General features: G+C 32.9%; 19 protein-coding genes and 1 other annotated feature. Of the genes, 17 read left to right on the top strand and 2 right to left on the bottom strand.

The features are described from left to right. The first annotated feature begins 138 nt into the window (after positions 1–138). The 6 genes from dcm to J6L95_RS08360 all read left to right on the top strand — a co-directional run bounded on the left by dcm (position 139) and on the right by J6L95_RS08360 (position 7,886). Positions 139–1,401, top strand: coding sequence for a DNA (cytosine-5-)-methyltransferase (dcm, locus tag J6L95_RS08335; protein WP_287458800.1), 1,263 nt, complete (start codon positions 139–141; stop codon positions 1,399–1,401). A 257-nt stretch (positions 1,402–1,658) separates the two neighbouring features. Further along, positions 1,659–2,867: a hypothetical protein gene (locus J6L95_RS08340; RefSeq protein ID WP_287458801.1), complete on the top strand. Its 1,209-nt coding sequence runs from the start codon at positions 1,659–1,661 to the stop codon at positions 2,865–2,867. After that, entirely contained in the window at positions 2,860–5,427 is a 2,568-nt protein-coding gene (locus J6L95_RS08345; protein ID WP_287458802.1) for an SNF2-related protein, read from the top strand. The genes J6L95_RS08340 and J6L95_RS08345 overlap by 8 nt, the downstream gene beginning before the upstream one ends. Before the next feature lie 25 nt (positions 5,428–5,452). Beyond that, positions 5,453–5,866, top strand: coding sequence for a very short patch repair endonuclease (locus J6L95_RS08350; protein ID WP_074624493.1), 414 nt, complete (start codon positions 5,453–5,455; stop codon positions 5,864–5,866). Between the two features lie 359 nt (positions 5,867–6,225). Then, entirely contained in the window at positions 6,226–7,374 is a 1,149-nt protein-coding gene (locus J6L95_RS08355) for a hypothetical protein (protein ID WP_287458803.1), read from the top strand. 62 nt (positions 7,375–7,436) lie between these two features. Continuing rightward, on the top strand, positions 7,437–7,886 hold the full coding sequence (locus J6L95_RS08360) for a hypothetical protein (protein WP_287458804.1): 450 nt from the start codon (positions 7,437–7,439) through the stop codon (positions 7,884–7,886). A 13-nt stretch (positions 7,887–7,899) separates the two neighbouring features. Here J6L95_RS08360 and J6L95_RS08365 read toward each other — a convergent pair whose 3' ends face one another. Continuing rightward, entirely contained in the window at positions 7,900–8,748 is an 849-nt protein-coding gene (locus J6L95_RS08365) for a YitT family protein (RefSeq protein WP_287458805.1), read from the bottom strand. Between the two features lie 83 nt (positions 8,749–8,831). Between J6L95_RS08365 and J6L95_RS08370 the strand changes: the two genes are divergently transcribed. The 3 genes from J6L95_RS08370 (at position 8,832) to J6L95_RS08380 (ending at position 10,827) form a co-directional block, all read left to right on the top strand. Beyond that, positions 8,832–9,482, top strand: coding sequence for a Crp/Fnr family transcriptional regulator (locus J6L95_RS08370; protein WP_287458806.1), 651 nt, complete (start codon positions 8,832–8,834; stop codon positions 9,480–9,482). Beyond that, a complete protein-coding gene (nudC, locus tag J6L95_RS08375; protein WP_287458807.1) occupies positions 9,479–10,303 on the top strand; it encodes an NAD(+) diphosphatase in 825 nt (274 codons plus the stop codon). Before J6L95_RS08370 ends, nudC begins: the two co-directional genes overlap by 4 nt. 116 nt (positions 10,304–10,419) lie before the next feature. Then, positions 10,420–10,827 (top strand): hypothetical protein, encoded by a 408-nt coding sequence (locus J6L95_RS08380; protein WP_287458808.1) that lies wholly within the window; start codon positions 10,420–10,422, stop codon positions 10,825–10,827. Positions 10,828–10,993: 166 nt separating this feature from the next. Here the strand turns inward: J6L95_RS08380 and J6L95_RS08385 are convergent, their stop codons facing one another. Continuing rightward, on the bottom strand, positions 10,994–12,367 hold the full coding sequence (locus J6L95_RS08385; RefSeq protein ID WP_287458809.1) for an aldehyde dehydrogenase: 1,374 nt from the start codon (positions 12,365–12,367) through the stop codon (positions 10,994–10,996). A 280-nt stretch (positions 12,368–12,647) separates the two neighbouring features. On the opposite strand from J6L95_RS08385, the gene J6L95_RS08390 reads away from it, so the two are divergent. From J6L95_RS08390 to J6L95_RS08425, 8 genes are all read left to right on the top strand, one after another. Next, on the top strand, positions 12,648–13,034 hold the full coding sequence (locus J6L95_RS08390) for a hypothetical protein (protein WP_502711014.1): 387 nt from the start codon (positions 12,648–12,650) through the stop codon (positions 13,032–13,034). A 23-nt stretch (positions 13,035–13,057) separates the two neighbouring features. Beyond that, entirely contained in the window at positions 13,058–14,056 is a 999-nt protein-coding gene (locus J6L95_RS08395; protein WP_287458810.1) for a type II toxin-antitoxin system antitoxin SocA domain-containing protein, read from the top strand. Between the two features lie 334 nt (positions 14,057–14,390). Further along, the gene (locus tag J6L95_RS08400) at positions 14,391–15,467 is read left to right on the top strand and encodes a metallophosphoesterase (protein ID WP_287458811.1); all 1,077 of its coding nucleotides are present in this window, start codon (positions 14,391–14,393) and stop codon (positions 15,465–15,467) included. Positions 15,468–15,510: 43 nt separating this feature from the next. After that, positions 15,511–15,707: a binding site (T-box leader), on the top strand. A gap of 32 nt (positions 15,708–15,739) precedes the next feature. Continuing rightward, on the top strand, positions 15,740–17,671 hold the full coding sequence (gene metG / locus J6L95_RS08405; RefSeq protein WP_287458812.1) for a methionine--tRNA ligase: 1,932 nt from the start codon (positions 15,740–15,742) through the stop codon (positions 17,669–17,671). Between the two features lie 120 nt (positions 17,672–17,791). Beyond that, positions 17,792–18,643, top strand: coding sequence for an SDR family oxidoreductase (locus tag J6L95_RS08410; RefSeq protein WP_029071300.1), 852 nt, complete (start codon positions 17,792–17,794; stop codon positions 18,641–18,643). Then, positions 18,643–19,923, top strand: a complete 1,281-nt coding sequence (locus J6L95_RS08415) for a dicarboxylate/amino acid:cation symporter (RefSeq protein ID WP_287458813.1) — start codon at positions 18,643–18,645, stop codon at positions 19,921–19,923. Before J6L95_RS08410 ends, J6L95_RS08415 begins: the two co-directional genes overlap by 1 nt. Before the next feature lie 105 nt (positions 19,924–20,028). Further along, entirely contained in the window at positions 20,029–21,159 is a 1,131-nt protein-coding gene (locus J6L95_RS08420) for an anaerobic ribonucleoside-triphosphate reductase activating protein (RefSeq protein ID WP_287458814.1), read from the top strand. Position 21,160: 1 nt separating this feature from the next. Next, entirely contained in the window at positions 21,161–23,548 is a 2,388-nt protein-coding gene (locus tag J6L95_RS08425; protein WP_287458815.1) for a ribonucleoside triphosphate reductase, read from the top strand. Positions 23,549–23,753 lie beyond the last annotated feature (205 nt).

Genomic DNA, 23,753 nt, shown 5'->3' on the forward strand with positions numbered 1-23,753 from the left:
AAGCAATTGATTGCTAGTGTTTTTGTAATAAATGTGATTTGGAATTTTGTTCAAAATCAAAAGAAAAATTGAATATTGATCTTTTCTTTTTATGTGAAATATGATAAAATATGGTTATTTTGTAAGGAGGAGTGAGCAATGGAAAAAGTTGCTGTTGAATTATTTGCTGGTGTTGGTGGATTTAGAGTTGGATTAAATAATATAGAAGGTTTTGATGAAGAAACTGGAAGAGCTCAAGAAAATAGAAATTGGGAATTTGTTTGGGCGAATCAGTGGGAACCTTCAACCAAAGCACAGCCAGCATATGATTGTTATTGCACGAGATTTGGTGCAGATCATGTATCCAATACCAATATTTCTGAAGTAAACAAAGACAATATTCCTAATCATAATCTTCTTGTCGGCGGATTTCCATGCCAGGATTATTCTGTTGCTCGTTCACTTCATAACGAAGCGGGTATACAAGGAAAAAAAGGTGTCTTATTTTGGGATATTGTTGAAATATTGCAGGTGAAAAGACCGTCGTTCGTATTGCTTGAAAACGTCGATAGATTGTTGAAATCTCCTTCTAAGCAAAGGGGAAGAGATTTTGGAATAATGCTTAGAACATTCCATGATGAAGGTTACAATGTCGAATGGAGAGTAATTAATGCGGCTGATTATGGAGCAAGACAGCGAAGAAGAAGAACTTTTATTTTTGCGTGGTCAAGAGATACTCTTTATAATAATCGATTCAATGAATTGAATGGTGAAGACATTATTTTAAGAAATGGTTTATTTGCGAATCAGTTCCCTGTTGAGCAGGAGGAAGAACCTAAGGTAAGTAACGTTGATTTAACAGAATACAATGACACTGTAGATATGACAAAGCGTTTTAGAGCTGATTTCTTAAACAGTGGGTGCTGCATAGACGGCAATGTTACAACAATCAAAACAACTCCTGTTTTTGAGGAGTCAATCCCGCTTAGAGATGTACTGCAGCATAATGTGGACGAAAAGTACTATCTTTCTAAAGAAAAAAGAGAGAAATTTGATTATCTTAAGGGACCAAAAAGAATTGAACGAACAAGTCGAGATGGTTTTATATATACTTTCTCTGAAGGTGGCATTGCAAATCCAGATAATCTTGATGCACCAGGTAGAACGATGTTGACAAGTGAGGGAACAGTCAATAGAAGTACACATATTGTTGATGATTTAGATACTCATAGAAGAAGAATATTAACGCCAGTTGAAGCAGAACGATTACAGCATTTTCCAGATAATTGGACTAATACAGGAATGACAGATAGACAGCGTTTTTTTATGATGGGGAATGCGTTAGTAACATACGTTATTAACAGATGTGAACCGTATTTAGATGAAGTGTTTGATGCTGAACCTGATCCAGATTGGGAATAGAATTGAAATTATATGATTTAAGAAGAAAGCAGCGATGCTTTCTTTTTTTGTTTAATTTTTTTGAACAATGTATATATGTTCAGGAAAGAATAATGAAATATCAGAGAATATTTACTTATATGATTGTATAGGCACTATGAAATATAATTTGAATGTTGTAAAATTAAAAAAAGTTACTTTTGTTTGTGATATAACTAATTATGAAAGAGTTATTCTTGAATAAAGAATAATATTGTTGTTAATTTAGGAGAATGTATATGAATTTGTTAAATGATGGAATAAAAAATAAGTTTGTTTTTGAAACTGATCAAAAAGTAAATGTGGTAATAGATGGAATAAAAGATGTTTATCCGGTTTATAAAATTAGATTGGATAAGTTGTATTATAATGATCAAAACTCACGAATCGCTAGTTGGATTAGTCAATATAAGAATGAAGAAGGTGTTGATGATATTTCGAAGAGTGATATTAAAGAATATAACAAAATTATCCATTCGTTTATTGAAAAAAGTAACCCTGATGCAATGGATAAAACACAAAAAAATATTCAGTTGCTAGGTCAAAAGCAATATGGGTATGTGTTGAATGATGGTAGAATCATTGATGGAAATAGACGATTTACATGTTTAAGAAATTTATCAGAAAAAAGTGATGAGTTTAATTATTTTGAAGCAGTTATCTTAGATAGAGATTATGAAAATAGCGCAAAACAAATTAAGATGCTGGAATTACAGATTCAAATGGGAGAGGATGAGAAAGTTGGTTACGGTCCAATTGAGAGATTAATTGGAATGTATGAAGATATTGAAGAAAGAGAATTGTTGACTATTAACGAATATGCTAAAGGTGTTAATAAAAAAGTCAGTGAAGTAAAAGATGATTTAGAAGTAGCTAAATTATTGGTAGAATTTCTAGAAGCAATTAATGCACCAAAACAATATTATATAGCTAGAGAGTTGGCTGTTGATGGACCGCTAAGAGAACTTAAAGGGGTCATCAAACTAATAAGTGATGAAGAAAAGAGGGAGGAAGTTAAATACATTGGATTTGCAAACATGATTGCGCGTCCTGATAATGATATGACTCGTTTTATTCGTCAAATAAAGCCTATTGTAAGAAGCAGAGAAATTGATGATTTTATCGAAGAAGAATCAGAAATAGTAGAAGAAGTACTGGATGGATTAGGTGAAAAAAAAGTTACAATGCGTGAAATTGATGAAGTTAGAGCAAATGATAGCGTAAAAAACGAATTTAAAAAGATATATGAAGAACACAGTGAAAAAGTAAAAGTCCGTGATACAAAGGATAAGCCATCAAAGCTACTTTCAAAAGCAATACAAAATATTTCTGGTGTGGATTCAGTGATTATCAGCAAGCTAAATGAACGAGATTTAATGGATGTAAAAGAAAAAATCGAAGATATAGAGCGAATGATTTTGGAATTAAAAGAGGAAATCAATGTTTAGAAAATTAGACATTAAATCCGTTTATACGTCTGATGAGAATAATATTCCACAAGAGTTCTATATACCGGTTTTAAAATGTGCAAAAACCTTTGATAGAACGAGTGCTTATTTTTCTGCAAAAGCATTAGCTATGTATACTGAGGGTTTGGAATATTTTGAAAAACATGGTGAAAAGTTTAGGTTAGTTATTTCAAAAGATATCTCTGAGGATGACTATAAAGAGATTAAGCAGGGTTACGAAATAAGAAAAGCAGTAACAGATAAAATGATTAACACATTTCATGATGATTTAAGCTTAAGAGAGCAAAAAGATATTTCAAACTTATCATATTTAATTGCTAAGGGAATTGTGGATGTAAAAATTGCTTTTAAAACAGAAGGAATATTTCATGATAAATGTGGAATATTAACTGATAAAAATGGTGATGTCATTTGCTTCAGAGGATCAAATAATGAGACTGTAGCTGCAATCGATAGAAATTACGAATCATTTCAAGTGACGTGCAGTTGGCTTGATTCCAACGGCTTTTATAGAAAAGGAATTGAAAAATCACAACGTGAATTTGATAAGATATGGAACAATGAAAAAAAGGGATTGATTGTGAAGCCTGCGCCAGATGTGATTGTTAATGAAATAATTAAGTATAATAAAGGGAAAATAATTATGGATGAGAAATTACTAAAGGATAATGCGGTTATTCTTGATTACGATGATCAATTAATTTTACAAGTTAACACAGTGGGTATAGATTGGCTGACCAAGAAGACTTTTTATAGAACAAAACTTAAAAAGCGAGTAGATCGTATCGAAAATTCAGTGATTTATTTTAAAAAATCATTAACATATCGTGATTGTAAGAGAATAGATCAAATACTCAGAAAAAAGATTACTAAATATGAATATTTAACTACAAAAAGATATGAAACATTTATTAGCGATAAGGAATTGTATATAGAAAGTAGATCAAGGCTTGGCGCAGAATTAAAGAGTACAGATGCTCAAAAATTTGAAAAACAATATAATGAGTTTAAATCAGTTGTTAATCGAATCTTTGAAAGAAAGTTACGAGATCAACAGATGAAAAACGCCTTTTTTATGTGGGCAATGAAAAAATCGGGAAACTTTTCAGTTCCGGGTTCAGGAAAAACAGCTTCAGCATTAGCGGTATTCGCATATTTATATGAGAAAAAACTTGTGAATAAGATTGTAATGATTGGTCCTAAAAACTCATTTGAATCATGGAAATATGAGTTTAAAGCATGCTTTGGTAATAATTTGAAATTAATGTGTTACGATGTACAAAATCCAGATAGAAAAACTTTAAGAGATAAGAAACTTGATTTAATAGGTTCATCTGTGAATTGCAATCTCTTCTTGTTCAATTATGAGAGATTAGAGAGCTTTAAAGATGAGCTAACAGAACTTGTCTCAGATAAAGCTTTACTTGTATTTGATGAGGTACATAAAGTAAAACGAGTAAATGGGCAAAGAGCTTCTTTTTCGTTAGAAATTGCCAAATATGCGTCTTATACTATTGCGATGACAGGAACACCTATTCCCAATACTTATTTGGATTTATATAATTTGTTACATATTTTATTTAATGATGAGTATAATGATTTCTTTGCATTTGATAGGAATTATTTGCTTGATCCTGGACCAAAAGAGATAAATCAGATTAATGATAAAATACAGCCATTTTTCTGTAGAGTTACAAAGAAAGCGTTAGCCGTCCCTGATTCTAATTCGGATATAATAAATGAAATTGAAGTAAGTGAAAATGAACAGAAACTATTCGATATTCTACGTAATAAATATTATAATCAGAAATTCGTGTTATTAATTAGGATTCTTCAGCTGGAATCAAATCCGTCAATGATTCTTGAAAAAATAGATGAAGATATTTTCTCACAGGTATTCGAATATGATAAACAAACAGAAGATGTCAATATTGCAGATTATACTGAAGATGTAAAAAAGCTTATTGCAGACATTAAGATGACATCAAAGAAGAAAGCATGTATCTCATTGGTAAAACAGTTGGTATCCGAAAGAAAAAAAGTAATTATATGGTGCATTTTTAGAGATTCAATAAGAAGTCTTCGAGATTGTTTATTAAGTGAAGGAATAAATGCAAAATTTATTATGGGTGACGTTGATGTAAATGATCGTGATTATACTTTGAATCAATTTAAGTCTGGAAATCTTGATGTGTTGATAACAAATCCACATACTCTTGCTGAATCTATTTCTTTACATAATGTTTGTCATGATGCAATCTATTTTGAATATAGCTATAACCTTGTACATTTGTTGCAGTCGAAAGACAGAATTCATCGTTTGGGTTTAAAAAAAGGACAATATACACAGTATTATTATTTGCAGAATGTTTATAATTTTAAAGGAAGTTCATATTCTTTGGATCAAAAAATATATGATCGATTATCAGAAAAGGAGAAGACCATGATTGATGCGATAGAAAATCATGAGTTAGAACCTGTCTATACATCTGAAGAAGATATAGAAGCTATTTTTGGATACAAAAATATGGATGATTAATCAAGTCTTATAGGAGGCTTGTTGCATGCCAGATAGAATATCAAAAGAAACAAGATCAAAAATAATGAGTCATATCAAAGGGAAAGATACATCTATAGAATTACTAGTAAGAAAGTATCTTTACCATCATGGATTTAGATATAAGAAGAACGTAAGATCATTGCCTGGAACACCTGATATTGTATTAGAAAAGTATCATACTGTTATCTTTATTAATGGATGTTTTTGGCATCACCATGATAATTGTAAGTATGCGGTTATGCCAAAAACAAGAAAAGAGTATTGGGTAAAAAAGATTAATAGAAATGTAGATAATGATGTAAAGCACTATAATCAATTAAGAAGATTAGGATACAAGGTGATTACAGTGTGGGAATGTGAGATAAAAGAAGCCTTTGAAGGTAGAATGAAGTTGTTGATTGAAGAGATAACGGAATAGAATATAAAAAGCAGATTGAGCAATAAATCTGCTTTTTTGTTTTAAGCAAAAAACGTAAGGTGTGGGTGGATTGCAGATATGCAGATAGTAAATAAAGTCGGAAAAAATCACAATATTATTTGATTACCTTATAAAATCTAGAATTAAAAATTATTAATTTTAAAATGATATACAAATAACGATAGTGTATAATAGAATAAACAAAAGACTATTTTATTAAGGTATTTTGCTTTTAGAGAGTTATAGTATCGATGTTTTATATACATATGAACAAAAGAAAGGAGAGGATAACCTAAGCTTAATGCTGATAATAAAATGGGTGAGTTTAAATAGTATATGAAATGATTGGGGGAAAAATAATGGCAGGTTATGTAATGACAATTAAAAAAGAGGAAGGAATAGAAATAATTAAAAGATGTTTTGAAACTGGTATCTATAGTACTGAACTTAACATTTCTAACAACGCATGGAGTCATTCGCATGAAGGAACTTTTGCGGATTATTTAAGTATGAAAAAAGGAGATAATATTTATTTCTTTTCAGATAGAATGATTTATGGAATAGGTGAATTAATAGATGTAGGTAATGATAAAGTAGGTTATGATTGTAAATATTTGAATTATGAAGATGCTGATAAACCGGATGGTGGAAAAGATAAATCATATGATGAATTAGATGCATTGTTGGATGGCCCATATTCAACTAAGAATAGATGTTTTTGTACATTTAAAGCTGCGCCATATTTCTTTGAGAACGGTGTAGATATGGATGACGTATTAAATAGTAATCCAAATAAATTTAAAATGCTTCGTGTATTGTGGAAACTTTCTTTTATAAAAATTGATGATGAAGAAAATAAAGCGTTGAGAGATATCATTTTAAAAAGAAATGAAGAAAATTATCTTGATAAAAAACGTGTGATTGAGCTTAAAGAAAACTATCATGACGAAATAAGAAAAAAAATTAGAAGTGTGAATAGATTTGATTCTCACACTATTTTGGACTTGTGTTCAGAGAAGAAAAAAATTAATCATGAGATGGCTATTGAAGCAGCATTGTGTGAACTTTTGACACATGAAGATCATGAAATTTTTGGAGATAAGTGGGATTATATTTCACGTCAGGTTGTTGCATCACCATTTAAGCCAGTAGATTATATGGATAAAATGGATATATTTGGTTACAGATACATAAAAAACTATGACGCGATTTCGAAGTATATCATTATTGAAATAAAAAAGGATAAAGCACAATCAGAAGTAATTGATCAAATTATGAAATATGTAGATTGGGTTGGAAGAGAATATGCTCATGGTGATTATTCTATGATAGAAGCTTATGTTGTAGCATATGATTTTGTCGAAGAAGTTAAAGAAAAAAAAGAAAAAGATGCAACTCGAGGATACGTGAAAGGCTCTCGTCCAGTAACGTCAGGAAAATGGGATAATGTACGATTAGTAAAATATTCATATGATTCAGGGAAATTAAAATTTCAGGAAATTGACTGATTTTGAGTTAATGTTATAGATATAAACCATGAAGAGTATAATAAAAACAGGGAGGGTTGATTATGAGAAAACTAATAAAACTATTATTCGTATTCACATTAATCAGTACAATGATGATAGCTCTACAAACTAAAGTAGATGCAAAAGCAAAGTATTATGTTTATGAAGGAGCATTAGCACCTTATAAATATAAGACACCACATACTGTAAGAGCTGTTCTTAAGAAGAATAAGATGACATTAAAAGGAAGCTATGTAAAATATCGTTGTAAGATAGGAAACAAGAAAAAACTATTTACAGAAGGAAAGAAAGTAAAGAGTTATTCTAAGAAGTTTGTTAAAACTTTTAAGTTATCTAAGAAAGTAAAATATTATGGTATAGGTGGAGATGGACCACTTCGTGATCCATATACTAAGAAAGAATTTAATAATGTATTAAAACATCCTAATGGATTAGGATTATATATAATTGTAAAAAATAATGTAGTTGTTGAAGCGTATTTATGCTCATAAGAAAAAGATCCAATTAACTTGGATCTTTTTCTCTGCTTATAGTATATCCTTTACCAAGGACTGCATGTACATCTTCGATAACTACAAAGGCAAATGGATCAATGGTATAGACTGCTTTCTTGATATTAGAAATCTTATCATAGGAAGTAATTGTTACAATGATATCCATGTCTTCTTCATAGTAGCCTGATTCACCTTTTAATATTGTTAATCCGGTATCAAATTCAGTTAGCAGCATTTTTCTTATTTTTCTTGATTGATGAGAAAAAATCATAATCTTTGAATGAGCTTTACCAAAAGATAGAACTTTATTGATGATATATGAGCATAAGAATATAACTGTTATTCCATAGAGAAGATGCATTAAGTCGTTTCCTTGTAGAAGAATAACAGTAGTATCAAGTATATACATTGGTAAAGAAACTGGTGTGTGGAAGTATTTATGTAAGATGACACCAATGACATCAAATCCACCTGAACTGCCGTTTCCTCTTAGTACTAGACCTGATCCACATCCTAAAAGTAATCCTGCTAAGATGGCACTTAGGAGTGGGTCTTTCTGTAGTTCTTGTAGATAATTAAAGTGAGAAAAGAAATCTAGTATAAATGGGAATAGGAATGATGACATGAGTGTCTTAAAAATAAATTCTTTTCCTACAAATATCCATCCTAGTATAAAGATGATGATGTTAAAGAATAATAATATTAAAGATAATGAAATAGGAACAATACGATGAACAAGAATACTAAGTCCAGTTACACCCCCTGCAGAAAAAGATTGTGGGACAATAATAAAACCAAAAGCTGCTGCAGTAAGTACAAGTCCCAATATTATTTCTAGATAGGATAATGTTTTTTTCATAATGGACCTCCTTGTTTAATGAATACTATTTTATAAATTATGATAAAATAAACTGTAGTCTAGACTACAGTTTGGAGGTTATTATGATACGTATTCCAGATCAATATTTCAAGGATTTTATGTCAATTGGAAGTCAAAGAGTTTATAAATCTAGTGAAACTATCTTTCATCAGGCTGATGAAGCAGATGGTGTATATCTTATTTTATCAGGTAGAGTACGTGTCTTTTTTGTATCTACTGATGGTAAGGAGTTAACTTTTGAAGTGTTAAAGAAAGGTAGAATATTTGGAGATCATTCTTTCATAGATCATGCGATTAGAAATGTAACTATACAAGCTATTACTGATGTGACTTTAGTAGAATGTTCTATTTCTAAGCTTACACCATTACTTCATGAATCTGAGGAGTTAATGACTTTGATGTTTCAACATTTAAGTGAAACTTCTGAGCATCTTATGCATCAAATTAATAGATTGGTGTATTATAATAGTTATCAAAAAGTAGCTGATCTTATCTTAATGAGTTCAAGATATAATACTCTTTCTTATTCTCAACAAGATATCGCCGATTGTCTTGGTATGAATCGTGTCACGGTAGCTAGAGTTATTCAGCTTCTTAAAAAGAAGCAGCTCATTGAAACAGGATACGGCTTTATTCGTATACTAGATAGAAAGAAATTAAAACAGTTTAGAGAAGAAGCCAAAACAATCAAGAAGGGAGACATGAAAAATTGATACAGGATATAGCACCTCATAGATTAATCAATCACTACAATCCAGAAATTGACATTAACATGGAAAGTATCGTCTTTTCTTTTCACAAGAACGAAGTTCTTGTAAGAAAAGAGGGGGATCACTATTTGTTTCCGACTTACCAGGAGGTAAGGGAACAATTTGATTATCGTTATTTATTTAGCTTAGATGATACGACTTGTTTTTTGGCAAAGGATACGGTTGAAATGGATGGTTTTAGTTATGTGAATATACAGAAACTGAGAACTGATGAGAAAGAAACTAAGCCTTATTTTTATGCTATGATTACGGCTTATCAGTTAAACAACTGGTATCGCAACAATCGTTATTGTGGACGCTGTGGACATGAGATGATTCATGATCAAGAAGAAAGAGCTGTAGTTTGTCCACATTGTCACCATATTGTTTATCCAAAGATAGTTCCAGCTGTGATTGTTGGAGTCATCAATGGAGAAGAAATACTTCTAACACGTTATGCTAAAGGTTTTGCCCATAATGCCTTAATTGCTGGTTTCACTGAAATAGGTGAAACCTTAGAAGAATGTGTACAAAGAGAAGTTTATGAAGAAGTAGGATTAAAAGTAAAAAACATCCGCTATTATAAATCACAGCCTTGGGGCTTTGTAGATGATCTTCTTGTTGGATTCTATTGTGAAGTAGATGGTGATCCAACCATTGATCTAGATACATCAGAATTAAAATCAGGAATCTGGACAAAAAGAGAAGATATTGTTCTTCAACCAGATAATTTAAGTCTTACTAATGAAATGATGAAAATGTTTAAAGAAGGTAAAATAGGCTAACACACATTTTATTAATCGTGGAGAAAACATTCCGCTTTGGGCTATATTTGAAATGTTTTATATGGGACAATTAGCTACATATTTCAAATGTTTGAATACTAGTACGAGAATCAATTATGAAGAAGATGAATTTGTTTGATGCATCGTTAGATACAAATAGAAATTTATTAGCGAATATGATTTATACGATTAAATCTTTACGAAATGCTGTTGCTCATAATAATGTGGTATTTGATACGAGATTTAAAGATAGAAATGTTAATCATGTTTTGAAAAGATGGATAGAAAATGAAACAAACATATCGAATATTACGTTATATCATCTTATTGATTATATTATAATTATCTGCTGTTTATTAAAGCGATTTGATTATACAGGATTAAAGGCGAGAGTATTATTGGAGACTTTAGAAAATGAAAATGAAAAATTAAGAAATTCAGTTAATGATGGAGTCTATTCTATGATTATTTCCGGGAATGTTACAATGAAGATTAATGCATTGAAAAGATATATTGCAGAGTGATTTATAATATTTTGTGATTTTGTCAACAGTTTTTGTTGTTATTTTTTTGGAACCATGTTAACATACTTGTGTTGATTGAGGTGTATGTTTGCGGACTGCACTGGGGGAGGCACTTTGTGGTTCTCTAAAAAAAGAAACTGTAACGAGAAATATCTCGTTACAGTTTTTATTTTAGATTCTTTTTAATTAAACTTGTTTTTCTTTCATCATAAGGATAATAACGATACTCTAAATCAGCTTTATTAGACTTATGAAGAATAGATTTAATATGAGAGAAAGTCTTAAATGAATATTTACCATGATAAGCACCAAGACCACTTCTTCCTACACCACCAAATGGAAGATGATGTGAAGCAAGCTGCATGATTGTATCATTGATACATCCTCCACCAAAAGAACAGTTAGACATAATGAAGTCCTGTTCATTCTCATTTTCAGTAAACAAGTAAAGAGCTAAAGGCTTCTCATGTCTATTGATGTAAGTAGCAACATCATAAATATTGTTATAGGTCATAATTGGCAACAATGGACCAAAGATTTCCTGCTGCATGATTGGATCGCTTTCTTTGACGTTATCTACAACTGTTGGTGAAATCTTTAGATTCTTTTCATCAGCCTGACCACCGATGATGAGGGTGTTATCATCATTGATAAGATTGATAATACGATTAAAATGTTTTCTATTGATAATCTTACATAAATATTCACTAGCAATAGGATGATCACCAAAGAACTCATGAATATAATCATCTAGATAAGAAATAAATTCTTCTTTAATACTTTCATGTACAAAAACATAATCTGGAGCAACACAAGTCTGACCAGCATTAAGGAACTTACCAAAAGCAATTCTCTTAGCAGCAAGTCTTAGATCACTATCAGGAGTAACAATACAAGGTGATTTACCTCCTAATTCTAAGGTAACTGGTGTAAGGTGAGCGGCTGCTTTACGATAAACGACTTCTCCAACTGTTGGACTTCCTGTAAAGAAGATGTAGTCAAAAGGATTCTGTAGTAATTCTCTGGCAATACGTGCATCCCCATTGACTACTGCTACATAGTCTTCTTCAAATAGAGAAGATAACATTTCTTTAAGAAGAGCACTTGTTGAAATAGCATATTCACTTGGTTTAAGAATAACAGTGTTACCTGCAGCTATCGCATTAATCAATGGTTCCATTGATAAAAGGAATGGGTAGTTCCAAGGAGACATAACAAGTACAACACCATATGGTTCAGCAATTGTGTAGCTCTTTGCTGGGAACAGTGAAAGTGAAGTCTTCACTTTCTGTTTCTTTGTCCACTTCTTTAAGTTCTTATCAACATAAGAAAGACAATCAAGAACCATCCCAATTTCAGTCATATAGGCTTCAGTATCTGTTTTACCAAGATCTTCATATAATGCTTGTGCAATACGTTCTTCATTATCAATAATCCAGCTTCTTATATCATTGAGATGAGCAAGACGTTCATCTACATTTTTAGTATTCTGTGCATTGAAATAATTTTTCTGTTTAAGAAATAATTCTGTTAGCTTCATAATTTCACATCCTTGAAATAATCATACACCATAATTTGTATTCTCACAAAGCATTTGGAAAATAAGTGGCTTAAAATATGAATAAAATCAAATTATTGTCAATTGAGTTGATTGATATAAACAAACTCTTCTAAGGAATGTCAAATGAGGGGAAATATTCTGCACGTTGATATGATCTGCAGAATTTTTAGTACTACCATGATAGAATATTGACAAAATACTATCATAATAGTACCGTAATGATAGAAAATACTATTATAAATAGATTGGAGAATAGAAGTTGGTAGTGACGTTTGATGACATTGAGAAGTACCTTGAAGATGTAAAACGAGCAATTACTGCTGGAAGATATAGAGTTGAAATGAATAATAAGAGACAGGATAATCAAAATTTGTTTTTTAACTATGTAATTAATGAAGAGCAAAGAAAACAAATTTTGTTAAGTCTTACTCCAATGGATTTTTCAGAAATTCGTCACAATGATCATAAAGGATACGAGCATGAGTTGTTATATGTATTTGGGAAGGATATAAATTTATTACGTAGATTTGGATCTGGAGCGGAAAAGGTATCTCTATATATTAAGTTTAATAAGTTGGAATCAAGATTTGTTATAGTGATCTCGTTTCATAAGCAGAAATATCCGCTACATTATCAATTTAAATAGGAGAAAATTAGGAGGAAACGTAAATGGCAAAGGAAAGAAAGTACGATTTTTGTACGCATTGTAGAGATGAAAGACCATACACACTTCGAGAAAAGATTGTGAAAAAAGAAATAAAAGGCAAAATTTTTGATTTTAAAATACAGGTTGCTGTATGTGATGAATGTGGAGAGGAAATGGATATTCCTGGACTTTTGGATTTTAATATGAAAGCAATTGATGAGCAGTATCGATATGCTGAGGGATTAATTAGCATAGAGGATATCAATAGAATAATGGCAATTTATAATATTGGGAAAGCACCACTGTCAATGGCGTTAGGATTTGGAGAAATCACAATTACACGATATCTTTCAGGTCAAATTCCTTCAAAAGAATATTCTGATGTAATTAAAAAGGTTTTATATAGACCTGATTACATGATTAAGTTATTAAATGAAAATGCTGATAAAATAGGAAAAACAGCATACAAAAAGGCAATTAAAGCAGCTGAACAAATTAAGGGAATGTTCTGTATGTCAGACAAAATGTTATTAACAATTTCTTACATTTTTGAACAAATGCAGGAAGTTACTCCCTTAGCGTTACAAAAAATTTTATATTTTATTCAGGGTATATATATGGTGATGTTTGATAAGCCACTATATAAAGAAGATTGTATGGCTTGGGTGCATGGTCCTGTATATGAAGATGTTTATAATTTATTTAAAGATTTTAAATTTAATCCAATTGAAGATAATAGGTTTGCAATATTTAAGAATCGATTTGAAGAATTAGATGATAATGAAAAGATGGTAATTGATTTAGTGGTAAATACATTTGGAAAATATAGTGGAAAAGTTCTTGAGAATATTACACATAATGAGGATCCTTGGAAAGATATGCGAAATGATTATGAACCACTGCAACCATCTAGAGAAATAATCAGTAAAGAAGAAATAAAGAAGTATTTCAGTAAAGTAGCTAATTCTTATGGGATTGATTCAGAAGAGAAATTAAATAAATATATTCAAAGTTATTTGTAAGGGATGTAAAATAGACATCTTTAAACATAGAAGAGAGAACCACACTAACAAAATATAAAGTAAAATGTCATTGAGAATGACAAAGAAATGGGCATGTCTATAAAATGCCCATTTTTTAGATGAATCATTGTAAGAAGTGTATATATTCAAAGAAAATCTATACTAATTAAGTAAAATCAATTGCTAGAAAGTGATATACACCTTAATTTGTATTCTCACAAAGCATTTGGAAAATAAGTGGCTTAAAATATGAATAAAATCAAATTATTGTCAATTGAGTAAATCATATGCAAACAAATAAAACATATGCTAAATTAGAAAAAGGAGGAAACTTATGAGATTATTATATGTAGTAAGTTCCATACCTGCTTTTCTAGGAATGGGATACTTGATCTTCTTTATTAGGAGACTATTAACTGAAGTATTAAATATTCGCGTGTCTAACTTTGTCACATTGCTTATTGTAGCAGTCGCTTTTGCACTCTCTGTTCCAGCAATTGACTTCTTTAGAGTATGGGCTGTAGGCTATTATTATTTCATTGCATCTTGTCTTATCTTTGATATCATCTCTTTATTTATAAAGAATGATTTCTTTAAGAAGGCAGTACATACAGGATTAATTAGTGTTATCGCAGTGGCACTATTAATAGGATATGGCTATTGGAATATGAATCATGTTGTGAAGACTGACTTTAATGTAAGTACTAATAAGAATGTAAAACTAGATATCTTGCAGATCAGTGATCTTCATCTAGGGCAAAGTATTAATCCTCAGCAATTAGAAGGCTATGTTAAAAAGATGAATCAGCTCCATAAAGATTATGTCTTCTTAACGGGAGATATCTTTGATGAAGCTACAAAGAAAACAGATATGGTTAAAGCATGTAAGATTCTTTCTTCATTAAAGAGTGAAAAAGGAATCTATTATGTTTATGGTAACCATGATGACCAGAAGTATGGTTATCGTAGATCAGGAAATACGGATATCTTTAACCATGAAGATATTAAAAGAGAATTAGAAAAGAATCATATTAATGTATTAGAAGATAAAGTTATCGAACAAGATAACGTAGTTATCATTGGAAGAGCAGATGCTTCTTATCAAAGAGAAATATCTGAAAAGCTGTTGAAGAATGTAAACAAGAAAAAATATGTTATCGTATTAGACCATCAGCCATTGGATATGGATGAAAATGTAAAAAATGGCAGTGATCTACAATTGTCAGGACACACTCACGGTGGACAAATCTGGCCGATGGGAACAGTTCAGGCGCTTCTTACTAAAACAATGCGTTATGGCAAGAAGACAATTGGTAATTCAACGGTTATTACTTCATCAGGAATTGCTGGCTGGGGCTACCCTATCAAGATTGGTGCACCATCGGAATATGCTTATATTAAGGTGAGATAAAGTGCTAATTGACAATGAATAATGAATTTGGTACAGTTGAAAAGGATGAGCGATGAACAGAAGAGATTAAGCGAAAATGTGTAGAGAGACTGCATTATGGTGAAAGCAGGAGATGGACGCTTATGAAGATGAACTGGGAGCTTTCTTATCTAATAGGTAAGAACGAAGACCTCGCGTTAAGAGGACGAGCGTGCACTTAGGTGCAAATAAAGGTGGTACCGCGATTATGTCGTCCTTTAACAGGGCGACTTTTTTTATTGGAGGAGAGGCAAATGAAAGATTCAAAAGATTTTTATTTAACAACAGCCATTACTTATACATCAGGTAAGCCTCATATTGGGAATACTTACGAAATTGTATTAAGTGATGCTATCTGTAGACATAAACGCCAGCAAGGCTACAATGTCTATTTCCAGACAGGAACTGACGAACATGGTCAAAAGATCGAATTAAAAGCAAAAGAAGCAGGAATTCATCCAAAAGAATATGTAGATAAAGTATCTGGTGAAGTAAAACGTATCTGGGATATCATGGATACAACATACGACCGTTTCATGAGAACAACTGATGAATATCATGAAAAACAGGTACAGAAAGTATTTAAGAAACTACACGATCAAGGAGATATCTACCTTGGTCATTATGAAGGAAAATACTGTACAGCCTGTGAATCATTCTTCACAGAAGCACAGCTAGTCGATGGCAAATGTCCAGACTGCGGTGGAGAAGTACATGATGCTAAAGAACCAGCATATTTCTTCAAGTTATCTAAATATCAGGATAGATTATTACAGTATTACAATGATCATCCAGATTTTATTAAACCTGAATCTAGAAAGAACGAAATGATCAACAACTTCCTAAAACCAGGTTTACAGGATCTATGTGTATCAAGAACATCATTTACTTGGTCAATTCCAGTAGACTTCGATCCAGAACACGTTGTCTATGTATGGATTGATGCCCTATTAAACTATATTACAGGATTAGGTTACGATTTAGATGGTAACCACGGTGATCTATATAAGAAATTCTGGCCTGCTAATGTTCATGTTATCGGGAAAGACATCGTACGTTTCCATACAATCTATTGGCCAATTATCTTAATGGCCTTAGATCTTCCATTGCCAGATCAGATCTTTGGTCATCCTTGGTTATTAATGGGTGATTCTAAGATGAGTAAACATTTAGGAAATGTTATCTACGCAGATGATTTAGTTAACCTATTTGGAGTAGATGCAGTAAGATATTATCTATTAAGAGAAATCCCTTATGATAATGATGGATCAATCACTTGGGATCTTATTGTAGAAAGAATCAACACAGACTTAGCAAACATTCTTGGTAACTTAGTAAACAGAACAATCGCTATGACAAATAAATACTTCGATGGTATTGTAGAAAACAAGAATGTAGTAGAAGATGTAGATCAGGAACTTATCGATACAGCATTAGCAATGCCAGGTAAAGTAATTAACTACATGAACGAATTCAAGACAGCTAAAGCTCTTGAAGAAATCTTCGTATTATTAAGAAGAACAAATAAATATATCGATGATACAATGCCATGGGCTCTTGCTAAAGATGAAGAAAAGAAAGATCGTTTAGCTACTGTATTATATAATTTAACAGAAGCTATCCGTTTCTCAGCAATTGCTTTAGAACCATTTGTTCCAAATGCTTCTAAGAAGATCTTAGATATGATCAATACTGAAGAAAGAGATTTAATGAAACTTGATCACTTCGGTGCATATGCTTCAGGAACAAAAGTTACTGATAAGCCAGAAGTATTATTTGCTAGACTTGATCCAAAGAAAGTGGCTAAACAGGTAGAAGCATTAACTCCTGCTAAACCAGTTGTAGAAGAAAAGAAAGAAGAAGAAAACCAGATTACAATCGATGACTTTGCTAAAGTAGAATTGGTTGTAGGTGAAGTAGAAAAATGTGAAAAACATCCAGATGCTGATAGACTATTAGTAAGCCAGATCAACATTGGAAAAGAAACAAGACAGATTGTCTCAGGTATCGCTAAATGGTATTCACCAGAAGAAATGGTTGGCAAGAAGGTTGTTGTTGTTAAAAACCTAAAACCAGCTAAATTAAGAGGAGTAGAATCACAGGGTATGGTCTTATGTGCAGAACATAAGAAAAAGCTTGAATTAGTATATCCTGGAGATCTTCCAGCAGGTGCTACAATCAGATAAAAGGAATATGACAGGGAAATCTGTCATATTTTTATTAAATTTAAGTCAATTTGGCAAGATTTGTGAAAAATTGAGTTTTTATGATATGATGAGCGTGTATGAGTAAGAGGAGGAAATCTTATGAGTTTAATGAAACGTGTCTGGATCACTGGTGCAGAAGGTAGACTTGGATCTGCTTTAGCAAAGCACTTTGATCGTACAACAGACTATGAGATATTAACGAGTGATCTTGATGTCCCTGTTGATGATATTAAACAAGTTATTCGTTTTGTCTCTATGAACCATCCGAATATTATTATCAACTGTGCAGCATTATCCGATGTTGAATACTGTGAAAACAATCCGGATGAAGCTTATACAGTCAATGCTTTAGGGGCAAGAAATTTAGCTATAGCAGCAAGAAAGGTTGATGCCAAGCTTATTCACATGTCTACAGATGATATCTTCAACAGTGAAGATCATCAGGCAAGAAATGAATTTGATAAACCAAATCCAACAACTATCTATGGTAAATCAAAGGCAGCTGGTGAAGAGCTTATTATGAATCTACATGATAAGCACGTGATCATCAGATCATCATGGTTATATGGCTATAACTATGATCACATTGATGAAATTCTCCAAAAAGCAAAAAATGGAGAAAAGATTGTAATAAAGATGAAACAGTATTCTACGCCTACAACATGCAAGGCACTAGTAGACTTTATTACTTCTATCATGGATGTTAATGAATATGGCATTTTCCATGCTTCATGTGAAGGAAGCTGTCGACGTGTAGAATTCATTAAGAAGGCTATCGGTCTTGCTGGCTATGAAGCAGAAGTAGAAGTATTGGATGAAGATATGCTACGTCCTACATTCAGTGTACTTGATAACATGATGTTAAGAATTACTGGCGTTTATAAGATGCCATCTTGGGAAGATGATCTTAAGGCATATATCCAAAGAAGAAAAGAAAGAGGTGTCTTATAATGCAAAAAAAGAAGATCGGTTTAACGACTAAGATCTTTATTGCCTTGATTCTTGGAGCAATTGTTGGTGTTATCATCAATGCGACATGCATCAACAATCCAATTGTTTCTAAGTATATTGTCAATGGCTTATTCTACGTAGTAGGTCAGGGCTTTATCCGTGCAATGCAGATGCTAGTTGTACCATTGGTATTCTGTTCTATCGTATGTGGAGCAGCTGCTATCGGTGATACGAAAACATTGGGCAAGGTCGGAGTAAAGACTGTCTTATTCTATCTATTTACAACAGTGGCAGCAGTTGCTGTAGCATTAAGTGTTGCTAATATTATCAATCCAGGTGCTGGTGCTAACTTATCAAAACTTGAAGCTATCGCAAAGGCAGCAAGTTCTACTACTTCAACAACTACCAGCAATCCAAGTATGGTAGATACATTGTTGAATATTATTCCAACTAACCCTATTTCAGCATTAGCTTCAGGTGATATGCTTGCTATTATCTTCTTTGCTTTAATCATCGGTTTGATTCTAGCAAAATTAGGAGATCAGGTTCAGCTTATCAATAACTTCTTTTCACAAGGTAACGATATCATGATGGAAATGACAATGATGGTCATGGCAGTAGCTCCAGTGTGTGTCTTCTGTCTTATCGCTAGAACCTTCTCTACATTAGGGTTCAGTGTCATTTTCTACATGTTAAAGTATGTCCTTGCAGTATTGATTGCTCTATTATTACAGTGCGGTATCGTTTACCAGGCACTTCTCAAAGTTCTTACTGGACTTAGTCCAATCAAGTTCTTAAAGAAGTTCTTCCCTGTACAGGCATTCGCTTTCTCTACTGCTACATCAAATGCGACTATTCCACTAAGCATTGATACTTTAAAAGAAAAGATGGGTGTCTCTAAACGTATTTCATCATTTACAGTTCCTCTAGGAGCAACTGTAAATATGGATGGTACATCAATCATGCAGGGTGTCGCTGTTGTCTTTGTGGCACAGGCTTTTGGTATTCATCTTTCAATGGTGGACTACATCACAGTCATCGCTACTGCAACACTTGCATCTATCGGTACAGCCGGTGTTCCTAGTGTTGGTCTTATTACATTGACAATGGTATTTAATTCAGTAGGTCTTCCAGTTGCTGGTATCTCAATGATCATGGGTATTGACCGTATCTTGGATATGGCAAGAACTGCTGTCAATATTACAGGTGATGCCGTTTGTACAACAATCGTTGCTTATCAGAACGGTGATGTCGACAAGGAAGTCTATAACAAGATGTAAACAAAAGTCAGAAGATATTCTTCTGGCTTTTTTGTTTGGTTTGCATGTCAAGAAAGCGGATGTTAAACTATAGGTAGTTGAAAGCGCAACTAAAGGAGAAGACTCATGACAAAAACACCTGATTTATTGATCAATAATTCAATTTTGTATCGTGCGACTCAAAAATATTATGATAAACGACTTGAAAAGTTCAATATCGGCTATGGACAGATTCTGTTTTTAATGATGATCTACGAAAACGAAGGCATTACGATGAAAGAACTATCACGCCTTGGTTCATTTGATAAAGGAACAACGACCAAGGGTATCAATAAGCTAGAATCCATCGGTTATGTAAGATTAGAAGAAAATCCTCATGATAAACGTTCAAAGCTTATTTACACTACCCCAAAAGCAGAAGAGATTCTTTCAATGATGTATATCATTCGTAAAGATTGGCTACAGCAGCTTATGAAAGGTATTGATGGTGAAGGAGAAAAACTCTTTAATGAATATCTTGATAAAATTGTCCATAATGCAAGCAACGAAATGAATGATGTAGATGTACGTTTTTATGGAATGCAGAAGCTGACGCTTCTTGACTATCCAGGAAAAATGGCTGCAACACTCTTTACAGGAGGATGTAACTTCAGATGTCCATTCTGTCATAATAAAGATCTTGTCTTTCTACCTGAAAGTCTTTCAGAAATTCAATCAGAAGACATTTTCTCTTATCTAGAAAAAAGAAAGTCTATCTTAGAAGGTGTTGTCATCTCCGGAGGAGAGCCATTATTACATAAAGGCTTGGAAGTCTATTTAAGAAGAATCAAGGAAATGGGCTACGTGGTGAAGCTAGATACAAATGGCACCTTCCCTGAAAGAATGATTGCGCTGATTGAAGAAGGATTGATTGACTACGTTGCAGTAGATATTAAAAATACGTCAGGCAAATATGCAAAAACAATTGGGCTAGATCAATATCGATTAGATGCGATCGAGAAGACTGTAAACTACCTTTTAGAAGATCATGTGGATTATGAGTTTAGAACAACGGTTGTAGAGGAATTTCATGATGTAGTAGATATCGAAGAAATCGCCAAAACAATCAAAGGGGCAAAGGCCTACTATCTGCAGAACTTTAGAGATGCAGATTCAGTCATAGAAGAAGGCATGCATAGTGTATCTCATGATACGCTATTGAAGATGAAAGAAGCAGCTGAAAAGTATTTAGATCATGTCGAGATAAGAGGTGAGTAGAATGTTTCAGGTTATTAAAAGAGATGGCAGTGTAACTGAATTTGATATTCATAAGATATCTAAGGCTATTGAGAAAGCCTTCAATTCTCAAAATAAGATTACCCATTCTAGCATTATTGATATGCTGGCATTAAAGGTAACAAGTGATTTTGATGAAAAGATCAAAGATGGCAAGATTGCAGTTGAAGATATTCAGGATAGCGTTGAGAAAGTACTTTCTCAAGCAGGCTATGCGGATGTAGCTAAGGCGTATATCCTATATCGTAAGCAACGTGAAAAAGTAAGAAACATGAAAACGACAATCCTTGATTACAAGGATATTGTGAATAGCTATGTCAATGCGACTGATTGGCGCGTAAAAGAGAATTCGACAGTCACTTATTCTGTTGGGGGATTAATCCTAAGTAACAGTGGTGCAATTACAGCGAATTATTGGCTATCAGAAATTTATGATGAAGAGATTGCAGATGCACATAAGTCAGGTGATTTCCATATTCATGATTTAAGCATGCTGACAGGGTATTGTGCTGGCTGGTCATTGAAGCAGCTGATTCAGGAAGGCCTTGGTGGTGTTCCTGGCAAGATTAGTTCTAAACCGGCTAAACATCTTACAACACTTTGTAATCAGATGGTCAATTTCTTGGGTATCATGCAGAATGAATGGGCAGGTGCTCAGGCATTTAGTTCTTTTGATACTTATCTTGCACCTTTTGTAAAGGCTGATCAGCTTTCTTATGATCAGGTAAAGAAAGCTATTGAATCATTTGTATATGGTGTCAACACACCATCAAGATGGGGAACGCAGGCACCATTCACCAATATCACATTGGATTGGGTTGTTCCTCAGGACCTTGCAGAAATGAATGCGATTGTCGGTGGCAAGGAAGTTGATTTTAAATATAAAGACTGTCAAAAAGAGATGGATCTTATTAATAAGGCGTTCATTGAAATCATGATTGAAGGAGATGCTGAAGGCAGAGGCTTCCAGTATCCTATTCCTACATATTCAATCACTAAAGATTTCGATTGGTCTGAAACAGAAAATAATAAGTTATTATTTGAAATGACAGCTAAATACGGTACACCTTATTTTTCCAACTATGTAAATAGCGATATGGAACCAAGTGATGTCCGTAGCATGTGTTGTCGATTAAGACTTGATTTACGTGAGTTAAGAAGAAAGTCAGGTGGCTTCTTCGGTAGTGGGGAATCCACTGGTTCAGTAGGGGTTGTAACAATCAACCTACCAAGAATCGCTTACTTGTCTCAAAATGAAGAAGAGTTCTATAAGAAACTTGATCATTTGATGGATTTAGCAGCACGTTCATTAAAGGTAAAAAGAGATGTTATCTCTAAACTGTTAGAAGAAGGACTTTATCCTTATACCAAGAGATACCTTGGTACATTTGATAACCACTTCTCTACAATTGGATTAGTAGGAATGAATGAAGCAGGTCTCAATGCAAAATGGATTGGGAAGAATCTTGCGGATAAAAAGACACAAGAATTTGCAAAAGATGTCCTTAATCATATGAGAGAAAGACTGGTGCAATATCAAGAACAATATGGAGACCTCTATAATCTAGAAGCAACACCAGCCGAATCAACCGCATATCGTTTAGCGAAACATGATAAAGATCGCTATCCAGATATCATCACTGCGACAGAAAATAGTGAAAGACCATATTATACAAATTCTTCACATCTTCCGGTCGGTCATACTGATGACATCTTTGAAGCGTTAGATATCCAAGATGAACTACAGACACTATACACATCAGGAACAGTGTTCCACGCATTCTTGGGAGAAAAGCTTCCAAATTGGAAAGCGGCTGCAACACTTGTTAGAACAATTGCAGAAAACTATAAACTCCCATATTATACAATGTCTCCAACTTATTCCATTTGTCAGGAACATGGATACTTATCAGGTGAACAGCCAATCTGTCCACATTGTCATAAGCCAACAGAAGTATGGAGTCGAATTACTGGATACTACAGACCGGTTTCAAACTGGAATGAAGGCAAGGCTCAGGAATGGGAAGAACGCAATACCTATAACATTGGCGAAGACCGTCAACGCAAGAGTCATAAGAAAGAAATCATCCAGGAAGAAATTAAGACAGAAGAAAAGAAAATGGAAAACTCAGATTTTAAAGAGGGCAAACGATATCTATTTGTAACAAGAACCTGCCCACAATGTAAGATTATTAAGAAAATATTAGAAGAGCATAATGTAGATTATGAATTAATGATTGCGGATGAACATATGGATCTAGCAAGAAAGTATAAGATCATGACTGCTCCAACAATGATAGTTAGTGAAAACAATGAAATAAAGAAGTACAATATGGTGCCAGAAATCAAGGCATATATTGAGAGTCTTTAGATAAAAGTCAAAGTCGTTTCGGCTTTGACTTTTATTGTTAAAGAAGAAGTTTTACAATTCATTTAAAAATATGAAAAAAATGCTTTACAAAGAGGAGAGGTGATGATAATATAAGTGAGCACTCAGCGAGAGCCGAGTGGCCTGAACATTGAAAACTGAACAGAAACACGTCAAATAGATGAGTGAGAAAACACTCACAAATAAA

The organism is Kandleria sp., from assembly GCF_017934775.1.
Taxonomy (GTDB): Bacteria; Bacillota_I; Bacilli_A; order Erysipelotrichales; family Coprobacillaceae; genus Kandleria; species Kandleria vitulina.